Raw genomic sequence first — 24,304 nt, 5'->3', positions numbered from 1 at the left:
TCCTCTTAGCAATGCCCTGACCTTGGGCCGGGCCGCTGGTGCCCATGTCTTTTTGCCCGCACCCGAGGGGCTGAGCCGGTCGACAACCGGCACCCCGGGCTTCGCTGAAACATCGCTCAAAAGGATCCGATCATGGCACCGCTCAACCGCTCCACCCAGAAAAACCGTCCCGCCAATTCCCAGCGCGCCACCACACTCGAAATGGTCAGGCACGCCTGCCCCGACGCAACCCAGGCACTGCGCATCTCCGAAAGCTTCGGCCTTGCCCTCATCGACAGCGACGGGATCCGCGATCTCCATCGCGGCCAGCTGATGGAAAGCGCCGATGCCCTGAAGGACGGCTTAGCCGAGAAGGCCATGCAGATCCACATGCAGCGCATCGTCGGATCGTTTGTCGGCTCCGCCTACGGCGCTGGGCAATTCTACAGCCGCGCGGTCACCGAGGCCCGTGATCTCACCACGAAACTCTCCAACGACACCAGAGACGAGGACCTGGACGGCCCGGTCGGCTTCGACAGCCGCGCCCAGCGCAAGCGCGAGTTCGCAGCCGACATGGGCCTGCAGGCCCACGTGCTTCGCATGGCAGCCGAAGGCGCCGTCTCGGCTTACGAGGATATCACAGGCGAAACCTGGAAGCCCTATGAGCGCACGGTCGAGCAGCCCGCCAACTCCGTTGATCAAAAGGCCGCAACGGCCCAGATGGCAGCGTTCGAATAGGACGATCGCGGGGCTTCGGCCCCGCCTTTCTCAGCGTCCCGTACCGTCGTTGCGACTCGCTTCGGAACAAGAAAAAAGGGCCGACGGAAAACCGCGGCCCATAAAGTGTGAAGGTCATGGACCTCCAGAGGGGAACAGCTGCTGCGGCGGAACTGGGAGGAAGCCGCCATGTGCATCAGCTGAAGTCTGTATGCCCGAATTTTCTACACGGCGCACTCAATTTTTGTGCAGTACAGCTATGCGTTGGGCACTTAGGTGACTGTCCAAGGCCCTTCAGAGGCGCTTCAAAGTGCGGGCGCTCCTCAGGAGAGGTGCGTCAGTTAACACTGTCAAAATGCAGGGGTCGCTTAGAAAGCAGGGGCGCCAGCTTCATCTCGAACAACTCGTTGATGATGGCGCTTTCGCGGCGGCCTAGCTTTGAAAGAGGTGCGCGCCCGGATCCCCGTGGCTCGTTCTGCGGCGCCCGTGTCAGGAACTTTTCGCACATTCCGGTCTTGGCAGCGTATGAAGCCGGCCATATTCTCGGGCATGGCCAAATTCTTCCCGACTCTCGAACCGCAACACCGTCGCTTCATCGCCGCGCAGCACATGTTCTTCACCGCGTCGGCAGCGCCGACCGGTCACGTCAACATGTCTCCGCGCAGCACGGACATGTTTCGTATCCTTGGCGACAACGCCGCGATGTATCTCGACCGCACTGGTAGCGGCAACGAGACCGCTGCTCATCTCGGGATAAACGAGCGCCTCACCATCATGTTCTGTGCGGTTTCCGGGCCGCCGCTCATCATGCGGCTTTTCGGTAGGGGGCGCGTTATCCATCGCGACAGCGACGAGTTCGCCAGCCTGCTGGACGAACGGTTCGACGGCAACGCGCCGCTCGGCGCGCGTCAAATGATAAGGCTCGACTTCGATCTAGTGCAGACATCCTGCGGCTATGGCGTGCCGTTGTTCGAATACCAGGAAGAGCGCCCGCAGATGGACGCCTGGGCCAAGGCCAAGGGCGTTGACGGGATCGAAGACTACTGGCGGGAAAAGAATCAGGTCAGCCTCGACGGATTTCCGACCGGCCTTTTCGAAACGCACGGCGAGCGGTAGCACCGGCTCTCGCTCAACACCCAGCTTATGGACAGTCAATCAACTCCGGAGGTAGCAAACGCCACGGCCGTGGTCGGCTTAAGTCACCCTGGGGTGTCAGCGCCAACACGACAAGTGACCGCTTGAGCGACGCTGAGAACCTGCCTGGAGCTGCTGTCGGGAAGGTGGAGCGGACCCCAGTAAAGTTGGTCATCAAGGCCTGGCGCCGCTACCAGCCAAGCGAGGAGGTACAATGCGCTTCCCGGCAATTCTCTCACAGGCAGGTATTGGCTTCGACCATTCGATCCCGACTTGTCGGTGCTAGCACCCATTCCCATTGGTCACCGCCAGATCACGCCATTGCCGTACCCCTTATCTGTCAGTAGGCCAAGTCCACTGCGGTCTCGATGGGGCATGTCTGACCAAAGACCGCCTCGCGATGCTCGGCTCGATCGGCATCCGCAACGGCCGGCTCGTTTTCTTCCCCTGTGCGCTGAAGCGCCCATTCCTCGCGAGACAAGAAAGCCTCTCCTTGGCCGTCCTCCACTCCGTTTCGGTCCGTTGGATGCAGGCCGATCGTCCCCGGTCCTATCGACTGCCATCGAGGCCGCGATGGACGCGGCCCGAACAACCGAAAAGGATTACAACAATGGCAACCATCGGCTCTTTCACCGCTTCCGCAAACGGCTTCTCCGGCACCATCAAGACCCTCAACCTCAACGTCAAGGCAACCATCCGCGTCGTCGAGCGCACTTCCGAGAAAGGCCCTGACTACCGGATCCTCGCGGGAGCCACGGAATTTGGCGCAGCCTGGAAGAAGACCTCGAACGAAGGTCGCGACTACCTCTCGGTCAAGCTCGACGACCCAAGCTTCCCGGCCCCGATCTACGCAACGCTGATCGAGGTCGAAGGCGAGGAAGGCCTCTCCCTCATCTGGTCCCGGTCGAACCGGGACTGATACCGGATGCCCCGCCGTAAGGCGGGGCTCTCCATGTCGGGGATCACTTGTTCAGTGCATCCTTGAGCGCCTTGGCAGGCGCAAAGGTCAGCTTCTTCGACGCGGCAACCGTCATCTTTTCTCCGGTCGCAGGATTGCGACCCTCGCGCTCAGGCGAAGCCTTCACCTTGAATTTTCCGAAGCCGGGGATCGAGGTTTCAGCGTCGGATCCTGCTGCATCGGCAATGGCCTGGAACACGGCCTCGACAATGCCCTTGGCCTGAACCTTCGTCAGGCCGTTATCGGCTGCAATCTTGTCGGCGATTTCATTGGTGGTGGTCATGGAAATTCCTCGCAAAGTATAACAATGCAAAAGCCGTGTCAGCTTATGACCGTATTGTCATCGGCAACGAGGGGAACGGGGATCAGATCCGCTGGATGTCCACAGGTGGTTTCGGCCGATAGCCCCGCTTTTGCTTTTCGCGAAGGACATCGAGGAACAGGCTGACGGCCTGGTTCTCGTTGTCGAACAGGTGTTCCATCTGTTGTCCGCGCGTTCCGATCCGGCCCCAGGCGCGCACGAGCGACACCTCGCCGAACAATGTCGGCTGAACGGCAAGCACGTAAAAGCGTGCCATGTTCTTTTCCGGTGCGATGCGCTCGACATAGAGGTGGTACGGCTGTGTGATCATGACCACAGAATCGCGCGTTCGGATTCTGCCGTCCAATGAGAGTTTTGAATCGGACAGGCACTATCGATTCACACCTGTGATCCGTTAGCTCCTTGGTCATTCGCACCAGCTCCGGCGCGATCCATCCCACTTCCGGGCGAGCCCCTCGGCGACAAGGATATCACCGACCGATCGCCGATCGCGGAAGACGATCCTAAGCTTGCGACCGAATCGATCTTCGTCTCTGGCAGCCACTTTCAACGAGAGCGGACCGGAATTGAGGATGCCGAGGAAACGCTGTTTCGCCGCGAGGCCAAGCTCGCGTTCGCGTTTGCATCTTGGCGGGCTGAGCTCCGGAGTGTCGATGTCAGCGATGCGGATCTTTTCGCCTCGAAACCAGAACGTATCGCCATCCACCACGCAAGTGATCCGTTGCCCGTTTCCGCAAACTGAAAACGCTTCGCTCGGGCTATTAGGCTGTTGGGCTGATGCCACAGATGCAGCAAAGCAGATGACTATGGCCGATGAGGCAGCGATCGCCGGGAAAATTCTCTCGGGTGCGGGACCCGTCTCATTGGCTCCCGACCCTTTTATGGCCTGCCTGTGAAACCGGTTCTCGCCGACGGAAGCGCTCATATCCTTGCGTCTGAACCAGATGGCACGACCGCACCGCAGCGGCGCATTTCCTGCGGTGAAGACGATCTGTTCATCACCGCGCATGCGCAGCACTTCGTGAGGCAAGATCAGCGGGCGGCGGGTCAATTGCTTCGACCGTGAGCGCGACGATCCCTTCAGTCCGGAAGAACGGTTCGTCTGGTCGACCTCGACCGTGGTGTCGCCGCAGCGCTTGGATATGTATTCGGCCGTTTCTGGGTCGTTGATCGCCGCAAATGAAATCCAGGATGCGGATTCGAACCATTTCGAGCTGGCGTCACGGCCGCCATAGGCCTCGCGCATCTGGCCAATGGACTGGAAGATCAGCGCCAGGCTGATGCCGTATTTCCGTCCTGCGTCGCGGGCGGTTTCCAAGATGCGCAAATAGCCAAGTCGGGCCACTTCATCGAGTAGGAACAGAGTGCGACCTGCAACCTCGCCATTGCGATTGTAGATCGCGTTGAGGAAGGAGCCGATCACCACCCGCGCCAGTCCCGGATGCGCTTCCAGGACCTTGAGGTCCAGAGCAATAAAGATATCCGTGACACCGGTCGCCAATTCGTCGGTCGAGAAACTGTCGCCCGAAACGAGGGCGGCATAATTCGTGTAGGAAAGCCAGTGCGTCTCCTTCACTGCATTGGCGTAAACGCCGCTGAATGTCTCCGGCGTCATGTTGACGAAGACGGCGACGTTTTCGCGAACGAAGGTGGATTCCGATTGCTCGTAAATCCGTGTCAGCCGCTCGCGAAGTTTTGGCTCCGGCTCGGAGAGGTTGGCCCGGACACGGCGTAGCGTCTGGTCCTTTGCATCCGTATGTCCGGATAGGCAGACGTCGGCGATCAGCGCGGTCAGCAGTTGCATGGCGGACGCGCGGAAGAAGTCGTCGCGGGCCGAGGCGGCGCGTGCGTTGTCGGTCATGATCCATGTTGCGACAGCGACGATGTCCTCCTCCTTCGTGCCACCGAAGCGGCCGATCCAGTCGAGGGCGTTGAAGCCGGTCGCAGGGCTGGCTGGATCCAGCACGATCACTTTGCGGCCGGCTTTGCGGCGGTGCTCGACGACCATCGGCGCGACCTCGCTCGACGGATCGAGCACGACGAGCCCGCCGCCCCATTTGAGCGCGGTTGGGATCGTCACGGACGTCGTCTTGAAACCACCGGAGCCGGCAAAAACGATGCCGTGCGAGGAACCGAACGAGCCATCGAAGCATAGCAGCGGTGACTTGCCGCCAGCCCCCCAGCTCTGCGGATTGTCAGTACGGAACGCCACGGCCGCGACACTGTCGCGATCGACGCGGTAGCGCTCGCCGATGACAATGCCGCCAGCGTCGGAAAACAGTTTCCCGGCCTCCTGCATGCCCATCCAGTTGGCATCGCCATGCACGGCCCGTTTGCCACCGATGCGCCTTGGCCCAGCTTGAGCAAACGCGGCGTTACCTTTGATGGCCACACGCAAAGCAAACACCCCGCTGAACAATGCGGCGCTCGCGCCAACCATGGTCGCAGGATCGGTATAGGCGAGAACCGATTGTCCCGCAGGCACGCTGGTGGCGATGCCAGCGAGCCGGATTGCTTCACGCGCGACCGCGATGATGATGACGGCGCCGTTTCCGCCAAGCACGCTCAGCGCGGCGGCCTTGATGTTCGCCGATCCGTTCGCGGCGAACAGCAAGATCACGCCGATTGCGGCGGCGGCCATGTAGGGCAGGGCGAGACCGGCCCGCCCGAGGAAAAGCTTTGCCTGCGGGCTAGTCCCCAATGCCGCGAGCCGGTGCTCCAAGCCTGTTGTCCCAACCATTGCGGCTAACATGATGACCGCCGGAAGGATCCCGAGAAGCAGCCTATTCGCGGTCATTGCCAAATGCCTCCGCACCGATCGTGGTCAGCCGCGCTCGCTCTGCTTCGTCGCCTTTGATCCGCTTTCCGGCTTCGATCAGCAGGCCGAGAAGCAGCGCTCGCTTCTCGTAGCGCAAGCCCGCTTTCACGATCAGGCCACCGAGCTCGATCTTCTCGCGGGTGTCCTTCTTGCGCGCTTCCGTCGACATCCCCTTCGCCATCCGCTCAAGCCTCGTCAGCGCTGCCCGCACCCGCGCCATACGTGAGCGTCGAGGTCGCCTCGCCGCCGGTCCTGCCACCGCTCGGATTTTTTCTTCCGGTCGCCACCTCCTTCCCTCCGCGAAACCGTCCTGCAATCTCCTCGAATGCCGCCTGAAGCTCTGCCTCGTCGACTTCGATCTCACCAATCCCGGCCCTCAGCGCGATCCGGCCGATGCGTTCGGCCTCGCGTGTTTCAGCTGCTCTCAACTGGTCCTGCAATTTGGCGATTTCTTCCCTGATCTTGGATGATGGCTTCTTCATTCCGGATGCTCTCCTTGAGGTCCTTGGCGTTGCTGTTGCGACACCAAGAATCCCCCGGATGCCTTGAAAAAGGAATCTGCAGATCTGCAGATCGGCAAAGCCGATTCTTTCGTGGATGATCCCGCCGTTCCGAAGGAGCGGTTCCAAGGGCGCAATTATACGTCGCTGATGCGACGTGTTGCTCACGGCCCTGGCGGGGCCGTCGGGTGTCGCTCGCTCCCGACGAACAAGGTTTGCAGTCAGGAGCTTTCACCGGTGGCCATCGCCCATTTCTCAGCCAGCATTGTCAGCCGCGGCGACGGCCGCAGCGCCGTGCTGTCTGCGGCCTACCGGCACTGCGCCAAGATGGAATACGAGCGCGAAGCCCGCACCATCGATTACACCCGCAAACAGGGTCTGCTGCACGAAGAGTTTGTCCTTCCCTTCGATGCCCCGGCATGGGCGCGAGCAATGATTGCCGATCGCTCGGTCTCGGGAGCGGTCGAAGTCTTCTGGAACAAGATCGAGGCGTTTGAGAAGCGCTCCGATGCCCAGCTTGCCCGGGACCTAACCATTGCTCTTCCGCTGGAGCTGACGCCGGAGCAGAACATCGCGCTCGTTCGCGACTTCGTGGGAAAACACATTCTCGCCAAGGGCATGGTTGCGGATTGGGTCTACCACGACAATACCGGCAATCCACACATCCACCTTATGACGACATTGCGCCCGCTGACCGAAGATGGTTTCGGGGCAAAGAAGGTCGCGGTGATTGGAGATGATGGTCAGCCTGTCCACACCAAATCCGGCAAGATCCTGTACCAGCTCTGGGCCGGCTCGACGGACGACTTCAACGTCTTGCGCGATGGTTGGTTCGAACGTCAGAACCACCACCTGGCGATCGGCGGTATCGATCTCCGCATCGATGGCCGCTCCTATGAGAAGCAGGGCATCGCGCTCGAACCGACCATCCATCTCGGCGTTGGCGCCAAGGCGATCGAGCGCAAGGCGGAAAGCAGGGGTGAGCGTCCCGAGCTCGAGCGGATCGAGCTGAACGAGCAGCGCCGCAGTGAGAATGCCCGCCGAATTCTTCGCGATCCCGGCATCGTGCTTGACCTGATCACCCATGAGAAGAGCGTCTTCGATGAACGCGACGTCGCCAAGGTGCTGCATCGCTATATCGACGATCCCGGCATTTTCCAGCAGCTCTTGGCACGCATACTCCATAATCCGGAAACCCTGCGTCTGCAGCCCGACACAATCGAGTTCGCGACCGGACAAAGGTTGTCTGCGCGATACACGACGCGGGAGTTGATCCGGCTCGAAGCCGAGATGGCCCGGCGATCCCTCTGGCTGTCCGAACGGGAAACGCATGGTGTTTCGCCGACGGTGCTGGTGGCGACCTTCGCGCGACACGCCCGGCTGTCGGATGAGCAGCAAGCCGCGATCGAACACGTCGCCGGTTCAGCGCGCATCGCAGCGGTCGTCGGGCGCGCTGGGGCTGGCAAGACCACGATGATGAAGGCGGCCCGCGAGACATGGGAGCTGGCTGGTTATCGTGTCGTCGGCGGAGCGCTGGCAGGCAAGGCGGCAGAGGGTTTGGAAAAGGAAGCAGGGATCCAGAGCCGCACGCTGGCATCGTGGGAGTTGCGCTGGAAAAAAGACCGCGACACGCTCGATGCCAAAACAGTATTTGTCATGGACGAGGCCGGCATGGTCGCGTCCAGACAGATGGCCGGCTTCGTGGAGGCGGTGGTCAGGTCCGGCGCGAAACTGGTTCTGGTCGGCGATCCCGAGCAGCTTCAGCCGATCGAAGCGGGCGCCGCGTTTCGCGCCATTGCCGACCGTGTTGGTTATGCCGAACTCGAAACCATTTATCGCCAGCGCGAGGACTGGATGCGAAAGGCCTCGCTCGATCTGGCACGCGGCCGCGTTGGCGAAGCGCTCGCCGCCTATCGTTCAGAGGGCCGGGTGCTTGGCTCGGAACTGAAGGCTAAGGCCGTCGAACATCTAATCGATGACTGGAACCGTGATTACGATCCGGCAAAGTCCATGTTGATGCTGGCGCACCTGCGTCGTGACGTTCGCATGCTCAATGTCATGGCCCGCGAAAAGCTGGTCGAACGCGGCATTGTCGGAGAAGGTCATCTGTTCCGGACAGCCGACGGCGAACGCCGTTTCGATGCCGGCGACCAGATCGTCTTCCTGAAGAACGAGGGTTCGCTCGGCGTCAAGAATGGCATGATCGGTCATGTCGTAGAGGCCACAGCAAACCGCATCGTTGCAACGGTGGGCGAGGGCGATCAGCGCCGACAGGTGATCGTCGAACAGCGGTTCTACAACAATCTCGACCACGGCTACGCCACGACGATTCACAAGTCCCAAGGCGCCACCGTCGACAAGGTCAAGGTGCTCGCTTCCCTGTCCCTGGATCGGCATCTGACCTATGTGGCGATGACTCGCCATCGAGAGAATCTGCAACTCTACTACGGGACGAGATCCTTCTCTTTCAATGGCGGTCTGGCCAAGGTTCTTTCCCGAAGGAACGCCAAGGAAACCACGCTCGATTACGAGCGCGGCCAGCTTTATCGCGAGGCGCTGCGCTTCGCCGAGGCTCGTGGCCTGAACATCGTGCAGGTCGCTCGCACGCTGGTACGCGACCGGCTCGACTGGACGCTGCGCCAGAAGGCCAAACTTGTCGATCTGGCGACTCGCCATCGAGCAGCTGGCGAACGGCTCGGCCTGTTGCAAACCGTAAAAACTCAAACGATCAAGGAGACCCGCCCGATGGTATCAGGCGTAAAACTGTTCCCGGTCCCAATGAGCGAAGCTGTCGATCGCAAGGTCGCCGACGATCCCGCTGTGAGACACCAATGGGAGGAGGTCTCGACCCGCTTCCGCTATGTCTTCGCCGATCCCGAAACCGCCTTCCGGGCGATGAACTTCGATGCGGTCCTCGCCGACAAACAGGTGGCGTTGCTGACACTCGACAAGCTTGCGGCCGAGCCCGCGTCGGTCGGACCGCTCAACGGCAAGATCGGCATCCTTGCCAGCAAGTCCGACCGCGAGGCCCGCCAGGTCGCCGACGTCAACGTGCCCGCATTGAAGCGCGATATCGAAACTTACCTTCGCATCCGTGAGGTCGCCGTGCAGCGGATCGAGGGCGAGGAGAAGACGATGCGCCAACGCGTCTCTATCGACATCCCGGCGCTATCGCCGGCCGCGCAGAGCGCGTTGGAACGGGTGCGCGACGCGATCGACCGCAACGATCTCCCTGCCGCGATGGCTTACGCGCTCAGCAATCGCGAAGCCAAAGCCGAGATCGACGGTTTTGCCAAGGCGGTGGCCGAGCGGTTCGGAGAGCGGACCCTGCTGACCAACTCAGCGCAGAGGCCTCAAGGCCAGCTCTTCGACAAGCTTTCCGAGGGCTGGCACCCCAAGAGAAGGAACGGCTGAAAGAAGCCTGGCCGGTCATGCGGACTGCTCAGCAGCTATCGGCCCACGAGCGCACCGTGGCAACCCTGAAGCAGGTAGAGGACTTGAAGCTCGCTCAGCGTCAGACACCGGTGATCAAGGAATGAGCGGGCGAGGGGTGACTATGATCGTCACTGCGAGCGTGAGCGTCATGGCTGCTTTTGCAGGGATCGCTCTTGTTGGCGGCATCAGGCTGAACCTGACGCTGAGCGAACCACTTGGAATCTGGCGCATCGAGCCTTTGAGTCGAGCCCCCCTCGTCGGCGATCTTGTGTTCATCTGCCCTCCCCCTACGCCGCCGTTCCAGAAGGCATGGCAGCGCGGTTATCTTCGGCGCGGACTGTGCGCGGGCGGTTTTGCGCCCCTCATCAAGACCGTCGTAGCGCTTCCCAGCCAGCACGTCGCCATCGGCGACATCGTCAAGATCGACGGCGTTGTTCTCGACGCGTCCCGCATCCGTAAGAGCGACGGGCAGGGCCGTCCGATCACCCCCTATTCCGGCGGCATCGTGCCGCCGGGACACCTGTTTCTTCACTCATCCTTTGCGAGCTCCTATGACTCCCGATATTTTGGACCGATCTCGATCAGCGGCCTCCTCGGACTTGCCAAGCCGATCCTCACTTTCGATCCCTAACCGTTTTCAGGGACCGATCCTGATCGGGCTGTCGATTGTGGTGGGCACGGTTGCCTGGAGCGGAAACATGATGACCATTCCGGTCGCCATGCTCTTTCCACTGCTCTGGGCCAAGTCGCCATCACGGGTGACCGCGGCTGGCGTCTCAGCGGGCTATTTTCTCGCCGCGTCCCGCGGCTTGCCACAGGGCGTCGCGAACTTCTACGCCGCCGATCTCTGGCCAGGCCTCATGTTATGGGTGATGGCCTCAGTGAGCTTTACACTGGTGCACGCCATTCTATGGACAGGGCGTCCGGGAAGGGGGCGGGCGGTGCGCTATTCGGCTGCCATGATGCTGATGGCTGTGCCGCCCTTCGGGATCACCGGCTGGGCGCATCCGCTAACTGCGGCTGGCATCCTGTTCCCGGGTTGGGGATGGTTTGGTCTTGGAACGACCGCGATCCTGCTGGTCGTCATGACCGGTCAAAGGTGGCAAATCGCGGTCGCAGTCTTGGGAGGCCTTTACGCCTGGCCTGCCACGGACTGGGCGCAACCCAAACTACCACACGGATGGAATGGGGTCGACCTTGCGCTGGGGCAGAACCTTGGTCGCGATGGCTCGCTTCGTTTTCATCGCGATCTGATTGCTGCGGCCCGGACGGTTTCGGGCGACGGGGCTCAATTTGTCGTTTTGCCTGAGAGCGCGCTTGGCTTCTGGACGCTGACCGTGGCGCGCCTTTGGCAAGAGGGCTTGCAAGGGTCCGCCATTACCGTCATCGCCGGCGCTGCAGTTATCACAGCTGCAGGTTACGACAATGTCATGGTGGCCATCTCGGCCACCGAGGCCCGCATCCTCTATCGCGAGCGCATGCCGGTCCCCGTGGCGATGTGGCAGCCGTGGCGGGCATCGATGGGCGAGGGCGGCGGCGCACGCGCCCACTTTTTTGCCAATCCGGTCGTCGAGGTTGCCGGCATGCGGATCGCACCGCTGATCTGCTACGAGCAGCTCATCCTCTGGCCGGTCCTGCAGTCGATGCTGCACGCTCCGGACCTCATCGTCGCGACCGGCAATGGGTGGTGGACCTCCGGCACGTCGATCGTTGCCATCCAGCAGGCGAGCGCTACCGCCTGGTCACGACTGTTCGGCGTACCGATCGTCACGGCCTTCAATCACAATGAACAGGAATGACCAGATGATCGATGCTGTTCTTATTCAGCAATGCGCCGACAAGGCTTTGAAGCCTGAGATCGTCGAGATGTTTATTGAGCGAGCAGGGTCGCAGGATCCGCTGGCCATTACCGTGCGTTCCGGAAACCGTATCGTGCTCGTTCCGAAACCAACGACGCCGGACGAGGCCGTCGCACTGATCCGTGACAACCTCGGCCGCAATACCGTGCGTGTTGGCATTACGCAATATCCTGCGGGCCTTGGCATTATCGAGGCAGGGCAACTGAAGCCCGATCTTGTCGACGCCTGCGAAAACATTCGCATGGGTACGGCGATGTTCGGCAAGGTCTATCGGATCGTCACCAAGTGGTATGGACGCCCGACAGCCAAAGATGTTCTGCCGCAGATCTTCGATGACGCGATCATCGCCTGGCAGACGGGATATTTCGATGGGACAGCCGTCTTTCGGGCGGCGGATCCCGATGTAACAAACCCAACGCGACCCGCCGACGTCGAAACAGGTAATAAGGGGCCACGAGGCGAGGAGGATCCTCCGGCAAACAGTGCCACGCTGGCTGTGGATCAGCCTGTGGACGATCCCAACAAAGCGAGCATACGGGTCGACTTGTCTGGCATCGGCGCTCGAAAGGAATAGGCGCCGGGCGGGCGGCGAATATCGCTTTGAGGCATGGGAAATTGCACCCCGGTGCGCGTGCCCTCTGGCGTCCTTTCGGAATGGCCTTTATATAGTAGGGGACGCAGTACGCACTGCGTTGGGGCTTAGAATCCCCTGATGAACGGTTGGTGCCGACCGAAATCGCGCCAAGAACCCTCTGACCTTAATGGCCGGGGGCCTGTGACGTATGTCCAGGCGCCTCGGTGCTAAAGGTCTCAGGGCCGATTCATCTCGGATTCTAACCCCCGGCTAGAGTTCACAGGGTTCGTTGTCAGCGGGGGCGTACCGCAGACCAACGTCCACCGAGGCTGGATCAGACATGTTATCGGAAAATGAAACAGTGACGGACACATGCGAACTTCGTCCGGTCATAGGACTGACGCGTGGGCTTTCCGCGGCGGACCTCGAGACTTTGACGGTCGATGCGATCCGCACCCACAGGCAACTCGTCGGGAAGGCGGACCAGTTGTTTCAGGCCTTGCCCGACGACTATAAGACTGGAATTGCCGTTGGCGGCGGGCAGCATCTGGTTTACATCGAGGCGATGATCGCGATGCACGCGCAGATGATCGCGCTCAACACGCTACTCGATATTCTGGGCTACACACCGAAGGTCCCAGTCAACTAGACTGGTTTTTCAGATGAGTTTTGCGCGGATTGCCAGCGCGACCAGATGATACATCGTGTGTATCTCGAGACGTTTCCTGGTCTCGTAGAGCTTGCTTTTCACCGAGTTGTATTTGACCCCTTCCAGATCGGCCGCTTCTTCCATGGTCTTGCCGACGGCAATCCATTTAAGGTAGGCGGCTTCCTTCGCATCGAGCCACACGGGGTACTGTGCGCTCGGCGTGAATGGCAGAAGGGACAGGCGGGCATGGAGTTGCCCGACGGCAGCTGCGGCCGCGATGGGATCGATATTGCGATCGAGGTCAAGCACCGGTCTTTCCGATGCCAGGGTGAACATGGAGATCGACCCGTTAGCTGCCCTCACCGGGATGGTAATGCCAGAGCGGATGCCGAAGTCGGCAGCATGCGCATAGAAGGCCCGTTCGGGCTTTGAAGCGCGGGGGCTATCTTGATCGCCGCTCCAGACAAAAGCCTGCTTCAAAGTCTTGGCACGTCTTACGACAGGGTCAACAGCCGCGAATTTCTTCTCGAAATAGATCGACCGCCACTCGGGATGATAGTTCGAGACCGCGAGCGTATGGCCGGGTTGAATATGAAGGTAAGCATAGCCGCCAAATCCGGCCGCGTCGGCGAGGTGACCGAGAGCTTGCTTAATGATGCTCTCGTCGCCATGGAGCGCAGTGATATCGGTAAGCTTGTCCAGCCAGTGCTGCATTTTCACTCCTTACTGGGGGTCAGGTGAAACAGCTGATCATCACACCCTCATCTGATCATCACACCCTCATCTTTAATAGGCTTCGGAAATTATACAGCTATAGAGAGCGTAATGTGATCTCTGAACTGGTGTCCCTTTAGTAAAATCCGCATTGAACCAAAGGGCAGTAGCGATTGGTGATCAGGTCGCCGGAACAATCCGGCCTTCACTCATGTAGAAGCGCCCCATAGCCTTTGTCCTAGATACGGCCGTTACCTTTCGCGTTCCGCTAGATCGGATGTCTTCGGACACTTCCTCGCTCTGCGCCGGCGCATCCGTCGTCAACTCCCGTAACACGCGGCCGGTCATCGTGTGCGGCTGCGGTACACCAAGCAGCGACAGGATGGTCGGCGCGATGTCGGTGATGGCGCTTGGTGTGCTGGAAACGCATCCTTGCCCCAGCCCCGCCCCGTATCCGGCGAGAACTGCAGACAGTTCGCCCCGATGCAGACCGCCATGGGTGCCGCCGCCCGGCCGCAAATCGTAGTCGCCGGCATCGTAATACACCGAACCGGTGCCACCGGCCACGTCATCCGCGGTGTTCCCAAGCTGGACAAACAGATCGGGCGCACGGGCGCCTCCTGCGCCGAGCAACTCCAAAGCCAGGCTTCCCTCCACGCGGCCGTGGATGCTTCCGGGCGCTCCGGCGCAGCTGAAGGCGCCGCCGAACCAAGCCTGCTCCGTCATGAAGCTCGCCACCTCGTGCAACAAGACGGGGTCGTGCTTCCTCAGCCAGATGCCGGCGGCTCGCCCTGGTCGCACCAGTAGGTCAGTCGCCGGGTCTACGAACGAGGCTGCCGCCTTGAACCCACCTACACACAGCGAATCCGCGACGGAGACCAGGCCGCCGATCGTAACGTGGCCATGATCGGAGACGACCAGAAGCGTTATGCTGTCGCGCTCGGGCTGCGCCTCGCGCCACGCCATAAGCGCGCCGACGACTTCATCGCAATGCCGCATGTTCTCGCGCAGCTGATCGGATGCCAGTCCGTACAGATGCGCCGCGCTGTCCACTTCGGTGCACCAGAGGATGCTGACTGCCGGCTTACTGTGAGGCCACACCTCCTGCTCGAAGACCTTCAACGCCGCCTTCGGGCCATCGACAGATACGCCTCCTGCCGGGATCTTCAGCGAGCGGTGGACGCCCGCCGCAAACGCGTGCGGATGGGCCGTCTGAGGATGGCGGACGTTGAATCCGAGCTGATCGCGCTGGGCACCTTTCCAGTTCAGCGCTGGCAGCACGCCAGGCCCGCTCGACGCGATGACCGCGAAGGGTCGGCCGATCCGGTGGAGCGTCTCCGAGAGCGAGGTCGCCTCGACCAACTGCCCTCCAAGCCGTTCATCGGCCGCGTACCAATCATGCACCGTCTCGGTGAAGATCTGCTCGGGAAACCCATCGCGCACATAGAACTGATTGCCGGCGATCCCGTTTGTTTGGGCGGGAGAACCTGTTGCGAGGGCCGTCAGCGCACCGCGGGTCTCGCTCGGAAACACCGTTGTATGATGGGTGCTCCATGTGCCGGCACGCGCTAGCGCGACGAGGTTGGGCGTCGTCACGTCATCGACCAGATCCGGGCGCAAGCCGTCGATGCCCATGACCACGACGTGGCGTACCTCATTGGTCATGGTCTGATTCCTTGACGGTTGCGGGATAGATCACCCGAACGCCGGCCTCGTCGAACGCATCGGCGAAAGAGGGCGGGGGTGGCTGATCGGTGACGATCGTCCCGATCTCGGAAAGTGGTGCTGAGATATAGGAGCCTGGCGCTCCGAACTTGCTGTGGTCCGCGACGACGATACGGCGATGACTGCGCTGGAAGAGCAAGCGCTTCATGTGCTGCAGGTATTTTCCCGACTCGACCAAACCATGCACGGGATCGATGCCATAGGCGGCGATGACCACGGTGTCGAACACACATTCGGAAATCGCGTCCAGTACCTGTTGGCCAGTAAGCGCGCCGTCGGCATAGTCGTATTCGCCGCCTGTCAGGGTGACCCGGTGTTTCACACCGCCATGCAACGCCTCCGCGATAGCAGGCATGTTGGTCATTACCGACATCGGACTGCCCTCGTCCAGGGCTTTGGCGACGGATAGCGTCGTACTGCCGTGCGTCACGAAGATCCACCCGTCGCGTCCGACCAGCTTTGCCGCCAGCTCGCCGATCGAGGCCTTCTCACTGCTCAGGCTATTGACCCGCATCGAGATCGGCGCCGCCCGCGCCGTCGGTATTGCGCCACCATGGACGCGCGTGAGAAGCCCGTTCTTCTCAAGGCTTGCGAGATCGCGGCGAATGGTCTCCATGGAAACCGCGTACCGCTCGGCCATCGCAGCGATACTGACCCCATCTCCTGCTTCAAGAAGTTCTGCGATGGCTTTGATGCGACTTGCTGCCGGTATTCTCGCCACGAGCCCTCCCATTCCCAAACTACCCGAAAGGCTCGGCGATATCGCTTGGCGTTTACGGTGTGATGTTTTGTGGATTAATCGAGCCCAAGCCTCCTGTCAATCCGGCACCACAGCTCCAACTCCAAACATAGGTCGATCTGTTGAAATAAAACGGATTTCCGGTACAGCCGGTTATCCAATTTACAGCTATTGGGATCGCCTGGTGCAAGTTGACTACCAAGCGCCGACTTGCAAAACCGCGAAACATCAATTAATACCAAATTTAGCCACGTAATGTCACATTTCCGTTAATAGCCATACCTATACCGAGTTGCGATCGACGCCTTGCTGCTGGAGCAACGCGCCGCGTTTCAAGAAAGGGAATTTCAATGGATTGGAAGAGACTGGCATATTGTGGAATAGCGTCCCTGATCGGGTTGCCTCCCATCGCACAAGCGGCAAACATAGACGAACTCGTTACGGCGGCAAAAGCCGAAGGTCAGCTGACCGTGATCGCCGTTTCCCATGATTGGTGCGGCTACGGCGCGTTGATCCAAGGCTTCAAGGACAAGTACGGCCTCACGGTGAACGAGCTCAATCCGAATGCCGGTTCGGGCGAGGAACTGGCGACGATCAAGGCCAATATGGACAACAAGGGTCCGCAAGCCCCCGACGTCATCGACATTGGCCTCGTCTTTGGCCCGACCGCAAAGCAGGATGATCTCCTGCAACCCTACAAAGTACAGACCTGGAACGAAATTCCAGGCGTCGTCAAAGACCCTGACGGCTACTGGTACGGCGACTACTATGGCGTGCTGGCCTTTATCGTCAACAAAGACATCGTGACAAAGTCTCCGTCCGACTGGTCCGACCTCCTCGATCCGGCCTATCGAAAGAGCGTATCGATCCCCGCCGATCCACGCACGGCCAACAATGCGATCCTCAGCATCTATGCCGCCGGTCTGGCAACAGGGGCACAGCCCGGGGCTGAAGCTGCCAAAGCCGGCCTGGCGTTCTATCGCAAGCTGAAGGACGCGGGCAATCTTGTCGCCGGCTTCGGGACGGCGTCATCGATAGCCAAGGGCGAAACCCCGATCACGACACGATGGGACTTCAACGGCATCACCTATAACCAGAACTTCAAAGGCAACCCACCCCTCGACACCCTCGTGCCGACAAGCGTGACGGTCGCTGGCGTCTACGCGCAAGCCATCAGCAAATACGCCCCGCACCCGAACGCCGCCAAACTCTGGATGGAGTACCTCTATTCCGACGAGGGGCAAAGCGGCTTCCTCAAGGGTCTCTGCCACCCGATCCGCTTCGACGCGATGCGCAAGTCCGGCAAGATCACCGATGAGATGATGGCGAAGCTGCCGCAAACCGGATCCAACCTTGTCTTCCCGGAGCTTGGGCATCTTGTGGAAGCAAGCGACGTGATCGCAAAGGAATGGACCACCACTGTTGGTGCAGGAAGCAAATAATTTGGACCGGACGTCGACCAGCAGTACACCCGGCGCGGGACATGCCCGCTCCGGAAAGCCGTCAGGGCCACGCCGAATGCCTCGTATATCCCGTCCGGACTGGCCGGCACTGATCGGCACGGTGCCCTTTTTCGTGTTTGCCGCAGTCATGATCGTCATGCCGACCGTTGCATTGCTCGCCAATGCGTTTGTCGATCGGCAGGGCGGCGTCACGCTGGCGAACTTCGCGGACCTTGCGACCTCCGAAATCGCAAACGCTTTCCTGACGTCGATCGAGATTTCGGCGGCGACAGCGGTGCTCGGCGCGTTCCTCGGCCTTGGTCTCGCTTTGATCATCAGCCGTGGAATCGCCAACTCGAAGGCCCGAACGATCATCATGACCTTTTGCGGGGTTGCGTCCAACTTCTCCGGGGTTCCGCTGGCCTTCGCCTTCATCGCCACCTTCGGCAGGCTGGGCTTGGTAACGGTGGTGCTGAGGCAGGTATTTGGCATCAACCTCTATGCGTCCGGCTTTGAGCTGGCGAGCTTTTCAGGATTGGTGCTCACCTACCTCTTTTTTCAGGTCCCCATCGCCCTCACCATCATGATGCCCGCCGTCGAAAGGCTCCCTCGGGAATGCCGGGAAGCGGCCGAGATGCTCGGTGCAACAGCCTGGCAGTATTGGCGGCACATCGGCCTGCCGGTCCTGTGGCCAACCCTGCTCGGGACGCTGGCGCTGCTGTTCGCAAACGCCTTTGGCGCAATCGCGACCGCCTACGCATTGACGGGATACGCGGTGAACATCGTGCCGATCCTGCTCTACGCACAAATTCGCGGCGACGTGCTGCATAACGAGCAACTGGGGGCGGCCCTCGCGCTGTGCATGGTTCTGGTGGTGGCACTCGCCATCACGGCCTACCTTGCCCTGCGCGCACGTGCAGAAAGGTGGATGCGATGAAAACCGTCCTGCGTCTCCTGCTGTGGGCAGCAATGGTTCTGGCAGGCATCTATTTCCTGTTGCCGCTGATCAGCACCGCCGAATTTTCGTTGAGCATCCGGCGAGATGAATACTCGCTCGACGCCTACCACTCCGTCTTTTCCGATCCAGAGTTCTTTGCGACCTTCGGGTACTCGGCGGCGATCGCCACATGCACCATCATCTTCGGCGTCGTCCTGGTCGTTCCGATGGCCTACTTCGTCCGTCTACGGCTGCCCTGGTTGAAACCGGTGGTCGAGCTCATCGTGATGCTCCCACTGGTCGTGCCGCCGATCGTCCTTGTCTTCGGCTATCTGAGGCTGTTCTCGTCGTCGTCGGTCCTGCCGCTGACGAGCACCGAAATGGGCTCCAATGCGCTGCTTGTGTGTGGCTATATGACCCTGTCTCTGCCCTACTTCTATCGCGCGGTCGATACCGGTCTCCAGGCGATCGATGCGCGGACGCTGACAGATGCGGCGACGATCCTGGGGGCCAGCCCGATCACCGTGATCCGGTTGGTCATCCTGCCCAACATCCTTGTTTCGGTGTTGTCGGGTGCATTCCTGACCTTCGCCGTCGTCATCAGCGAATTCGTGATGGCCAGCCTCCTGACACGCCCGGCCTTCGGCACCTACATCCAAAAAGTCGGTGTCGCACAAGCTTATGAACCTGCCGCTTTGGTGATCCTGTCGTTTGCCATCACCTGGGGGGCGATGGGCATGATCCAGTTGGTGGCACGCTTTTCACCTCAGAGGCGCGAACAATAGAAGCAGACGAAATCCGCGATCATGTTACCTCTCGGCACACGCTAGGGTGGAGCAAGGTAAAGCGTATATCAACAATCACACAGTCTCTTACGGCAAAGGAAATTTCCATGAGAATCGGCAGTAGTTTCCCCTCATTCGCGGCAACAGGCACCGCGGTAGATCGTCATAATTCCGGCACGAGCTTTGCTGCGGTACAGGAGCAGGTAACTGCGGGCAAGAACGCGGATGGTGCCACCCCTGAAAGCGGTTATGACTTCACGAATATCTCGTCGAACCAAATGCGCATTGCTATGAACGACATGATCAGTTCCGGTAAGATGAGCCTGGATGAGTCAACCGGACTCGTTGAACTGATCCCCGGTCCTTTGTCCGTGGTCGACGGCAATCCTGCCGTGCTCGATCAACCCTTCGACTTCCTGTCCTTCGCTCAGGACGCAATCGCCGGTGCACGGTGGCGGAGTGACGACGTTTCGGTCGCCTATCTAACACGAGGTCTGGAAATCTTGAGTGCTAACCAGAATGACACTGTCTGATGGCAAAAACCGAATGTTGGGACGAAGCCGTCTTTCCGTCGACTGTAGGGATGCGAGACTGTGCGGGGAGGCAACGGTAGCCTTGATCTCGAAGGCTTGATTCCATCCGTTGGGACCTTGACAGTAATCCGGCTACGACGAAGATCTGGAACCTCACGAAGATTATCCGCCTCTCCAGCCGGGGCGTGGAGGCTGCCTTATTGGCTACGCCAAAACTCGCATCACTTGCGTATCGCCGGCTGCTGCACAACAGGCTCCTCCACGATTATCCGCACCGGTACGCCGAGCGCTCCCGCTAAGATCTTCCGCTTTGTTTCCAGCGTCGGATCCGGCGCAATCGCGATAACGACCTCCCCAGTTCGTTCGTCCACGTAACGAGCATGGGCCGTTGGCAATGCCTCAGTGATCTTTTCGTCGCTGGTGACCATGATCCGATTGAGCTCGACGAACGTGTGCTCGGCGTTCGGCTGAAACTCTACTCGAAAATCACCATCGCCGACGCGATGCGTCTCGGGGGCAACCGGCTCCGCGCCTGTCAGCCGCACCACGATCCGGCGTTGGTCTCGCTCAAAAAACATGCCGGCGAGACGGCCGGCATATTCATCGCGCACCCGCGCAATGATCGGCCCCGTAGCCAGCTCCAGTTGTCCAGCTGATGGAGCCACATAATTCTCCGGCAAGTTGGCGGGCCGCGCCGTGTTGTCGGCCGCATGCGCGACTCCCGCCAACTCAAGGCAAAGGAGGACCGCGATTCCCACGCGCTTCATATTTTTGACGCCTTTCACATAAGATGACCGGATGGGTGGATCTACCTTAGAGTCGCACCATCCCGAATGTCCCGAAATGCGTCAAGGGATACCGTGCTCCGGCCTACGCAGATCCCGCTGTCCTTATGTGGACCTCACCGCGGTACGATTTCAGCTAAACGTGAGGCGGCCCCCATGGATAGCGTCCATCCAAGCGAACCGTGGCCGCAGTTCAAAAAGACGCCATCGACCTTACTTTTGTCAACGATAGGCACGCTGTTCGGCGTCATCGGCCTATATCCAGTCCAGCCCTGAAGCTCGGCTCCATAGTCCCCAGCCTCCGGGAAAATTCCCTTGGCCACATCCAACAGCCTGTTAAAGCGCTGCTGATTGAAACGACCATTGCGCGGGCCGATATCGGCAAGACCGGCGATGCGCAAGCCGTCTCCTAACCGGCAGAACACTACCTTTCTGGAAGTGTCCGTGATGCTCGCTTCGGGCGCCAATGCAGTTGCGGGGATTGTCATCGAGTAACCCTGCATCGGCCAGATAGGCAGCTTGATTCCCACCGTCTTTGCGATATCGGCACTGGTAACCCCCAAAGCTATGACGGCGCGACCACCCGCTAGCTCCCCTTGATCGGTTTGGACGGCAACGAGCTTGCCCAGGTGCGTCTGCAAGCCCAGTATCCGAGTGTCAAAACGGAACGCCACGCCGTACTCGTCCTGCAGCAACTGACGCAAGTTGAGGCAGAAGCGGTGTGGGTCCCCCACCTCGTCGAGGGGCGACCAGAGCGCACCGACGAAGGGATGTCCATAGGCAGCCAAGGCGGGCTCGCGGGCGATCGCTTCTGGTGGCGTCAGCATCACCTGCTGCGCGCCGTGAGCGTTCTTCAGGCGACTGAGCGCCTTGGCATCACGAACGCCCTGGAGAGTGGAGTAGAGATTGAGCTTTCCCGCCCTACGGTGATCGAAGTCAATCTTGCCCTCTATTTCAGCGAAGCCTTGCCGGCTTTCCATGGCAAGCTTCAGAACCTCAATCGTGTTGTTCTCAAACGTTGCTTTGGATGCGTTCGCCAGGAACACCCGCGCCCAAGACAAGAAGCTGACAGAGAGGGTCGGGCTGAATCGGAATGCAGGGTCACAACCAACCAGGTATTTCGGCAGGTTGCGGACGAGAGAGGGGGAAGCCAGTGCGTCGGTGTAAGAATAGCTCAGCTGCGCGCCGTTTCCGAAGCTCGCGCCCTGTTCAGCCGGTGCACTCCCAGCGTCGATCACGGTGACCGCATGGCCTTTCCGAGCGAGGAAATAGGCCGACGTCATGCCGACGACCCCGGCACCAAGTACAAAGATGTCGGCCACAGCCCTACTCCTCGTCCAATATGCCGGCGATCACATCGATCTCGAAGGGCACGCCACGCGGTAAGGATGCAACTCCAATGGCGAACCGCGCATGCCTTCCTCGATCGCCGAATACCGCGACGAACAGATCGGACGCACCGTTCACGATGAACGGAATATCGGCGAAATCGGCAGTGCAGTTGACGAAGCCCGAAACCTTGACGACCTCGATGATCTTGGAGAGCTGGTTGTTGGTGGCATATGACAGTTGCGCTACGACATTGAGTGATGCGAGGCGCGCCGCCGCATAGCCCTCCTCCCGCGAGATTGACTGGCCCACCTTTCCAACATAACGTCGCTGACCACTCTCCAAGGGCAACTGCCCCGACACGAATACCTGGCCCGGATCGGTTTTGAAGCTGAGAAGATTGCTGGCCAGCTCCACCGTACCGGGAAGCGGGTGGCCAAGCAATTCAAGGCGCTGCTCCGGTGTTTCAGCCATGGGGTAACGCCGATCTTTTTGACAAGTGTTCGGCCGCTGCAGCGATGAAGCCCTGCCAAATCTCCTGGTCGATCTCACTAATTCTGTACTCAGGGTGCCATTGAATGCCCAAGGCAAAGCCACCACCGACAGCTTCGATAGCCTCGATCACTCCATCCGGAGCGCTGCCGATCTGCCGATACGCCGGGCTTGGAAGGACGGCCTGATGATGGACGCTGTTCACCACGTAGCTGCCTGCTCTAAGCGCTGGCAGCGCCCAAGAGTTGCCCGGAACTGCAACTTCGTGCTGGGGGATGGTTGCCGGTTGGTCCAGCTTGTGTTCATACGCGGCTGGCATCTCGCTCGGAATGTCCTGAACCAGTTCACCGCCAAGGCAGACCGCCAAAAGCTGCATCCCATTGCAGATGCCGAGCACTGGAACCTGTCTCTCCAGTGCGCCCTCGATCAAGGCTTTTTCGAAGTGGGTTCGCGCCGGCTTCATGACGTAAGACTTGCGTGCCGACTGACGATAGAGCTTCGGATCAATGTCGAACATCCCACCCGTCACCAGCAGGCCGTCAAGGTTGGCCAGATAGGCGCTAACCTCACCGCTATAGGGGAGGATAAACGGAAGCCCTCCCGTGTCCAGCACAGCGTCGGCATAGTTTCGGCGCACCACGTATTCGGTTTCGGGAGCCTCTAGATCGTTAATGTCAGGCGTGATGCCGATGGTCGGCCGCTTCTTCACCACGGCCATCACGATAGCCACGCTGCTGCGATATCGGCATAGATGCCGACAGCTTTCAGTACATTGTCGAGCGAGACGGATTCGTTCGGCTGTCCACTGAGACCGAGTTCGCCGGGACCGACAATCGCGAAAGGAACATTCAGCCCACCTAGCAACGCGGTCCCATCGCTATAGTAGGAAACCCCTTTGATCTTGGGGGTGCGTTGGAGATGCCGTGCACAGACCTTGCTGCAAAGCGCAACGAAGGGATCACCAGGCAGACTTTCTACTGCCGGTTTGAAATCCAGTACGTCGAGCGAAACGTGCTCGGGAGCGACCTCTTCCACCATCCTGATGACTGCGCGATGATCGGCACTTGGTGGGAGACGGATGTCGAGATCGGCGATACAGCGGTCCGGCGTGAGATTCACCGCTGAGCCGCCCTCTATACGGCCAACGCGAACCGTTGGCCCGTCCAGAAGCGGATGTGGCGTGCAGTTCAGATCGAGGGTCGTAAGCTTGGCCAAGAAATCGTTGATCGTGTCTATCGCATTGATTCCCGCATCGCCCGAGACATGACCGAGTCTGCCCGTAGCAGTGGCGCGTAACCACAGGGCCGCCTTCTCGACAATGACGATGTCCAGATCGCTAGGCTCGCCGCAGAGAAAGGCGCCTATTTCATTTTTTAGGCCTCGCTCGACAAAGCGGCGCGCGCCTAGAAGATTCGAGCTCTCACCCGCCGTAAAAGCAAGGATGACGTCCCCTTTCAGCGCGTGGCGTTGCTTGGCTAGCATGCCGGCCGCTGCGATCATTGCGACAAGTGCGCCCTTCATGTCGGAGGAACCGCGCCCGTAGAGGCGGCCATCGGCAATCTCCCCCGAGAACGGTCCGCGAAGCCAGCGCACGGTACCAACGGGTACTGTATCCATATGAGCTGATAGCACAAAGGCGCCTTTTTCACCTGTCCCCCGGATCCGTCCCAATACGTTTGCCCGTCCCGGCAGGAACTCCTCCAGTTCGGATTCGATACCAACGTCCAACAGCTGCTGATGAACAAGCTTCGCTATATCGAGTTCGCCCCCAGGCGGGTCGCAGCTGTCGATTGCGACGAGCTTTTGCAAAAAGCTGACGGTGTCGGACCCCAATGGTTTGAATAGGGGCTGGTGCAATTCTGCGATTCGCATGGATCA

25 protein-coding genes and 2 pseudogenes are annotated in these 24,304 nt (G+C 60.2%); 12 read left to right on the top strand and 15 right to left on the bottom strand.

Annotation, left to right across the window (positions count from 1 at the left end):
* Positions 1 to 132 precede the first annotated feature (132 nt).
* The gene (locus EPK99_RS03985) at positions 133 to 717 is read left to right on the top strand and encodes a hypothetical protein (protein ID WP_128441292.1); all 585 of its coding nucleotides are present in this window, start codon (positions 133 to 135) and stop codon (positions 715 to 717) included.
* A 504-nt stretch (positions 718 to 1,221) separates the two neighbouring features.
* Positions 1,222 to 1,812, top strand: coding sequence for a pyridoxamine 5'-phosphate oxidase family protein (locus EPK99_RS03980; RefSeq protein WP_342633727.1), 591 nt, complete (start codon positions 1,222 to 1,224; stop codon positions 1,810 to 1,812).
* 358 nt (positions 1,813 to 2,170) lie between these two features.
* Here the strand turns inward: EPK99_RS03980 and EPK99_RS25215 are convergent, their stop codons facing one another.
* Positions 2,171 to 2,311 carry a hypothetical protein gene (locus tag EPK99_RS25215; RefSeq protein WP_164901686.1) on the bottom strand — a complete coding sequence of 47 codons (141 nt, stop codon included), beginning with the start codon at positions 2,309 to 2,311 and terminating at the stop codon, positions 2,171 to 2,173.
* A gap of 129 nt (positions 2,312 to 2,440) precedes the next feature.
* On the opposite strand from EPK99_RS25215, the gene EPK99_RS03975 reads away from it, so the two are divergent.
* Positions 2,441 to 2,749: a DUF736 domain-containing protein gene (locus EPK99_RS03975; RefSeq protein WP_128441290.1), complete on the top strand. Its 309-nt coding sequence runs from the start codon at positions 2,441 to 2,443 to the stop codon at positions 2,747 to 2,749.
* 43 nt (positions 2,750 to 2,792) lie between these two features.
* Here the strand turns inward: EPK99_RS03975 and EPK99_RS03970 are convergent, their stop codons facing one another.
* From EPK99_RS03970 to traC, 6 genes and pseudogenes are all read right to left on the bottom strand, one after another.
* Complete coding sequence (locus tag EPK99_RS03970) at positions 2,793 to 3,071, bottom strand: HU family DNA-binding protein (protein ID WP_012648969.1); 279 nt, start codon at positions 3,069 to 3,071, stop codon at positions 2,793 to 2,795.
* Between the two features lie 82 nt (positions 3,072 to 3,153).
* Positions 3,154 to 3,420 carry a WGR domain-containing protein gene (locus EPK99_RS03965; RefSeq protein WP_128441288.1) on the bottom strand — a complete coding sequence of 89 codons (267 nt, stop codon included), beginning with the start codon at positions 3,418 to 3,420 and terminating at the stop codon, positions 3,154 to 3,156.
* Positions 3,421 to 3,516: 96 nt separating this feature from the next.
* Complete coding sequence (locus EPK99_RS25605) at positions 3,517 to 3,816, bottom strand: thermonuclease family protein (protein ID WP_245455731.1); 300 nt, start codon at positions 3,814 to 3,816, stop codon at positions 3,517 to 3,519.
* A 183-nt stretch (positions 3,817 to 3,999) separates the two neighbouring features.
* Positions 4,000 to 5,907 (bottom strand): annotated as a pseudogene (gene traG / locus EPK99_RS03960) (Ti-type conjugative transfer system protein TraG); the annotation flags it as partial.
* Positions 5,894 to 6,109, bottom strand: coding sequence for a type IV conjugative transfer system coupling protein TraD (gene traD / locus EPK99_RS03955; RefSeq protein WP_164901684.1), 216 nt, complete (start codon positions 6,107 to 6,109; stop codon positions 5,894 to 5,896). The pseudogene traG and the gene traD, both read right to left, overlap by 14 nt.
* A gap of 4 nt (positions 6,110 to 6,113) precedes the next feature.
* Positions 6,114 to 6,410, bottom strand: a complete 297-nt coding sequence (gene traC / locus EPK99_RS03950; RefSeq protein ID WP_128441286.1) for a conjugal transfer protein TraC — start codon at positions 6,408 to 6,410, stop codon at positions 6,114 to 6,116.
* 255 nt (positions 6,411 to 6,665) lie between these two features.
* Here traC and traA point away from each other — a divergent pair.
* From traA to EPK99_RS03925, 5 genes and pseudogenes are all read left to right on the top strand, one after another.
* A pseudogene (traA, locus tag EPK99_RS03945) lies at positions 6,666 to 9,967 on the top strand (Ti-type conjugative transfer relaxase TraA).
* 17 nt (positions 9,968 to 9,984) lie between these two features.
* Complete coding sequence (gene traF / locus EPK99_RS03940) at positions 9,985 to 10,494, top strand: conjugative transfer signal peptidase TraF (RefSeq protein ID WP_245455631.1); 510 nt, start codon at positions 9,985 to 9,987, stop codon at positions 10,492 to 10,494.
* A 16-nt stretch (positions 10,495 to 10,510) separates the two neighbouring features.
* Complete coding sequence (locus tag EPK99_RS03935) at positions 10,511 to 11,662, top strand: conjugal transfer protein TraB (RefSeq protein ID WP_281033449.1); 1,152 nt, start codon at positions 10,511 to 10,513, stop codon at positions 11,660 to 11,662.
* Positions 11,663 to 11,666: 4 nt separating this feature from the next.
* The gene (locus EPK99_RS03930; RefSeq protein ID WP_128441279.1) at positions 11,667 to 12,296 is read left to right on the top strand and encodes a TraH family protein; all 630 of its coding nucleotides are present in this window, start codon (positions 11,667 to 11,669) and stop codon (positions 12,294 to 12,296) included.
* A 340-nt stretch (positions 12,297 to 12,636) separates the two neighbouring features.
* A complete protein-coding gene (locus EPK99_RS03925) occupies positions 12,637 to 12,945 on the top strand; it encodes a transcriptional repressor TraM (RefSeq protein ID WP_128441277.1) in 309 nt (102 codons plus the stop codon).
* A gap of 9 nt (positions 12,946 to 12,954) precedes the next feature.
* Here EPK99_RS03925 and traR read toward each other — a convergent pair whose 3' ends face one another.
* The 3 genes from traR to EPK99_RS03910 form a co-directional block, all read right to left on the bottom strand.
* Positions 12,955 to 13,659, bottom strand: coding sequence for an autoinducer-binding transcriptional regulator TraR (traR, locus tag EPK99_RS03920; protein WP_128441276.1), 705 nt, complete (start codon positions 13,657 to 13,659; stop codon positions 12,955 to 12,957).
* A gap of 180 nt (positions 13,660 to 13,839) precedes the next feature.
* Positions 13,840 to 15,324 (bottom strand): alkaline phosphatase family protein, encoded by a 1,485-nt coding sequence (locus tag EPK99_RS03915; RefSeq protein WP_128441275.1) that lies wholly within the window; start codon positions 15,322 to 15,324, stop codon positions 13,840 to 13,842.
* The gene (locus EPK99_RS03910; protein WP_128441274.1) at positions 15,314 to 16,105 is read right to left on the bottom strand and encodes a DeoR/GlpR family DNA-binding transcription regulator; all 792 of its coding nucleotides are present in this window, start codon (positions 16,103 to 16,105) and stop codon (positions 15,314 to 15,316) included. Before EPK99_RS03910 ends, EPK99_RS03915 begins: the two co-directional genes overlap by 11 nt.
* Positions 16,106 to 16,473: 368 nt before the next feature.
* Here EPK99_RS03910 and EPK99_RS03905 point away from each other — a divergent pair, with 368 nt between their 5' ends.
* The 4 genes from EPK99_RS03905 (at position 16,474) to EPK99_RS03890 (ending at position 19,820) form a co-directional block, all read left to right on the top strand.
* Positions 16,474 to 17,565, top strand: a complete 1,092-nt coding sequence (locus EPK99_RS03905) for an ABC transporter substrate-binding protein (RefSeq protein ID WP_128441273.1) — start codon at positions 16,474 to 16,476, stop codon at positions 17,563 to 17,565.
* A gap of 76 nt (positions 17,566 to 17,641) precedes the next feature.
* Positions 17,642 to 18,502, top strand: a complete 861-nt coding sequence (locus tag EPK99_RS03900; protein ID WP_128441272.1) for an ABC transporter permease — start codon at positions 17,642 to 17,644, stop codon at positions 18,500 to 18,502.
* Positions 18,499 to 19,287 (top strand): ABC transporter permease, encoded by a 789-nt coding sequence (locus EPK99_RS03895; RefSeq protein WP_128441271.1) that lies wholly within the window; start codon positions 18,499 to 18,501, stop codon positions 19,285 to 19,287. The genes EPK99_RS03900 and EPK99_RS03895 overlap by 4 nt, the downstream gene beginning before the upstream one ends.
* Positions 19,288 to 19,394: 107 nt before the next feature.
* Positions 19,395 to 19,820 carry a hypothetical protein gene (locus EPK99_RS03890; protein ID WP_128441270.1) on the top strand — a complete coding sequence of 142 codons (426 nt, stop codon included), beginning with the start codon at positions 19,395 to 19,397 and terminating at the stop codon, positions 19,818 to 19,820.
* Positions 19,821 to 20,041: 221 nt separating this feature from the next.
* On the opposite strand, the gene EPK99_RS03885 is transcribed toward EPK99_RS03890, so the two are convergent.
* The 5 genes from EPK99_RS03885 to EPK99_RS03865 all read right to left on the bottom strand — a co-directional run bounded on the left by EPK99_RS03885 (position 20,042) and on the right by EPK99_RS03865 (position 24,298).
* On the bottom strand, positions 20,042 to 20,587 hold the full coding sequence (locus tag EPK99_RS03885) for a hypothetical protein (protein WP_128441269.1): 546 nt from the start codon (positions 20,585 to 20,587) through the stop codon (positions 20,042 to 20,044).
* A gap of 134 nt (positions 20,588 to 20,721) precedes the next feature.
* Positions 20,722 to 21,927: an FAD-dependent oxidoreductase gene (locus EPK99_RS03880; protein ID WP_128441268.1), complete on the bottom strand. Its 1,206-nt coding sequence runs from the start codon at positions 21,925 to 21,927 to the stop codon at positions 20,722 to 20,724.
* Positions 21,928 to 21,931: 4 nt separating this feature from the next.
* Positions 21,932 to 22,408, bottom strand: coding sequence for a RidA family protein (locus tag EPK99_RS03875; RefSeq protein ID WP_128441267.1), 477 nt, complete (start codon positions 22,406 to 22,408; stop codon positions 21,932 to 21,934).
* The gene (locus EPK99_RS03870) at positions 22,401 to 23,144 is read right to left on the bottom strand and encodes a gamma-glutamyl-gamma-aminobutyrate hydrolase family protein (RefSeq protein WP_245455627.1); all 744 of its coding nucleotides are present in this window, start codon (positions 23,142 to 23,144) and stop codon (positions 22,401 to 22,403) included. The genes EPK99_RS03875 and EPK99_RS03870 overlap by 8 nt, the downstream gene beginning before the upstream one ends.
* Positions 23,144 to 24,298: a M20 family metallopeptidase gene (locus EPK99_RS03865; protein WP_128441266.1), complete on the bottom strand. Its 1,155-nt coding sequence runs from the start codon at positions 24,296 to 24,298 to the stop codon at positions 23,144 to 23,146. Before EPK99_RS03865 ends, EPK99_RS03870 begins: the two co-directional genes overlap by 1 nt.
* Positions 24,299 to 24,304: the final 6 nt, after the last annotated feature.

Source organism: Neorhizobium lilium (assembly GCF_004053875.1).
GTDB classification, from domain to species: Bacteria; Pseudomonadota; Alphaproteobacteria; order Rhizobiales; family Rhizobiaceae; genus Neorhizobium; species Neorhizobium lilii.
This window is presented reverse-complemented; position numbering and strand designations above follow the sequence as displayed.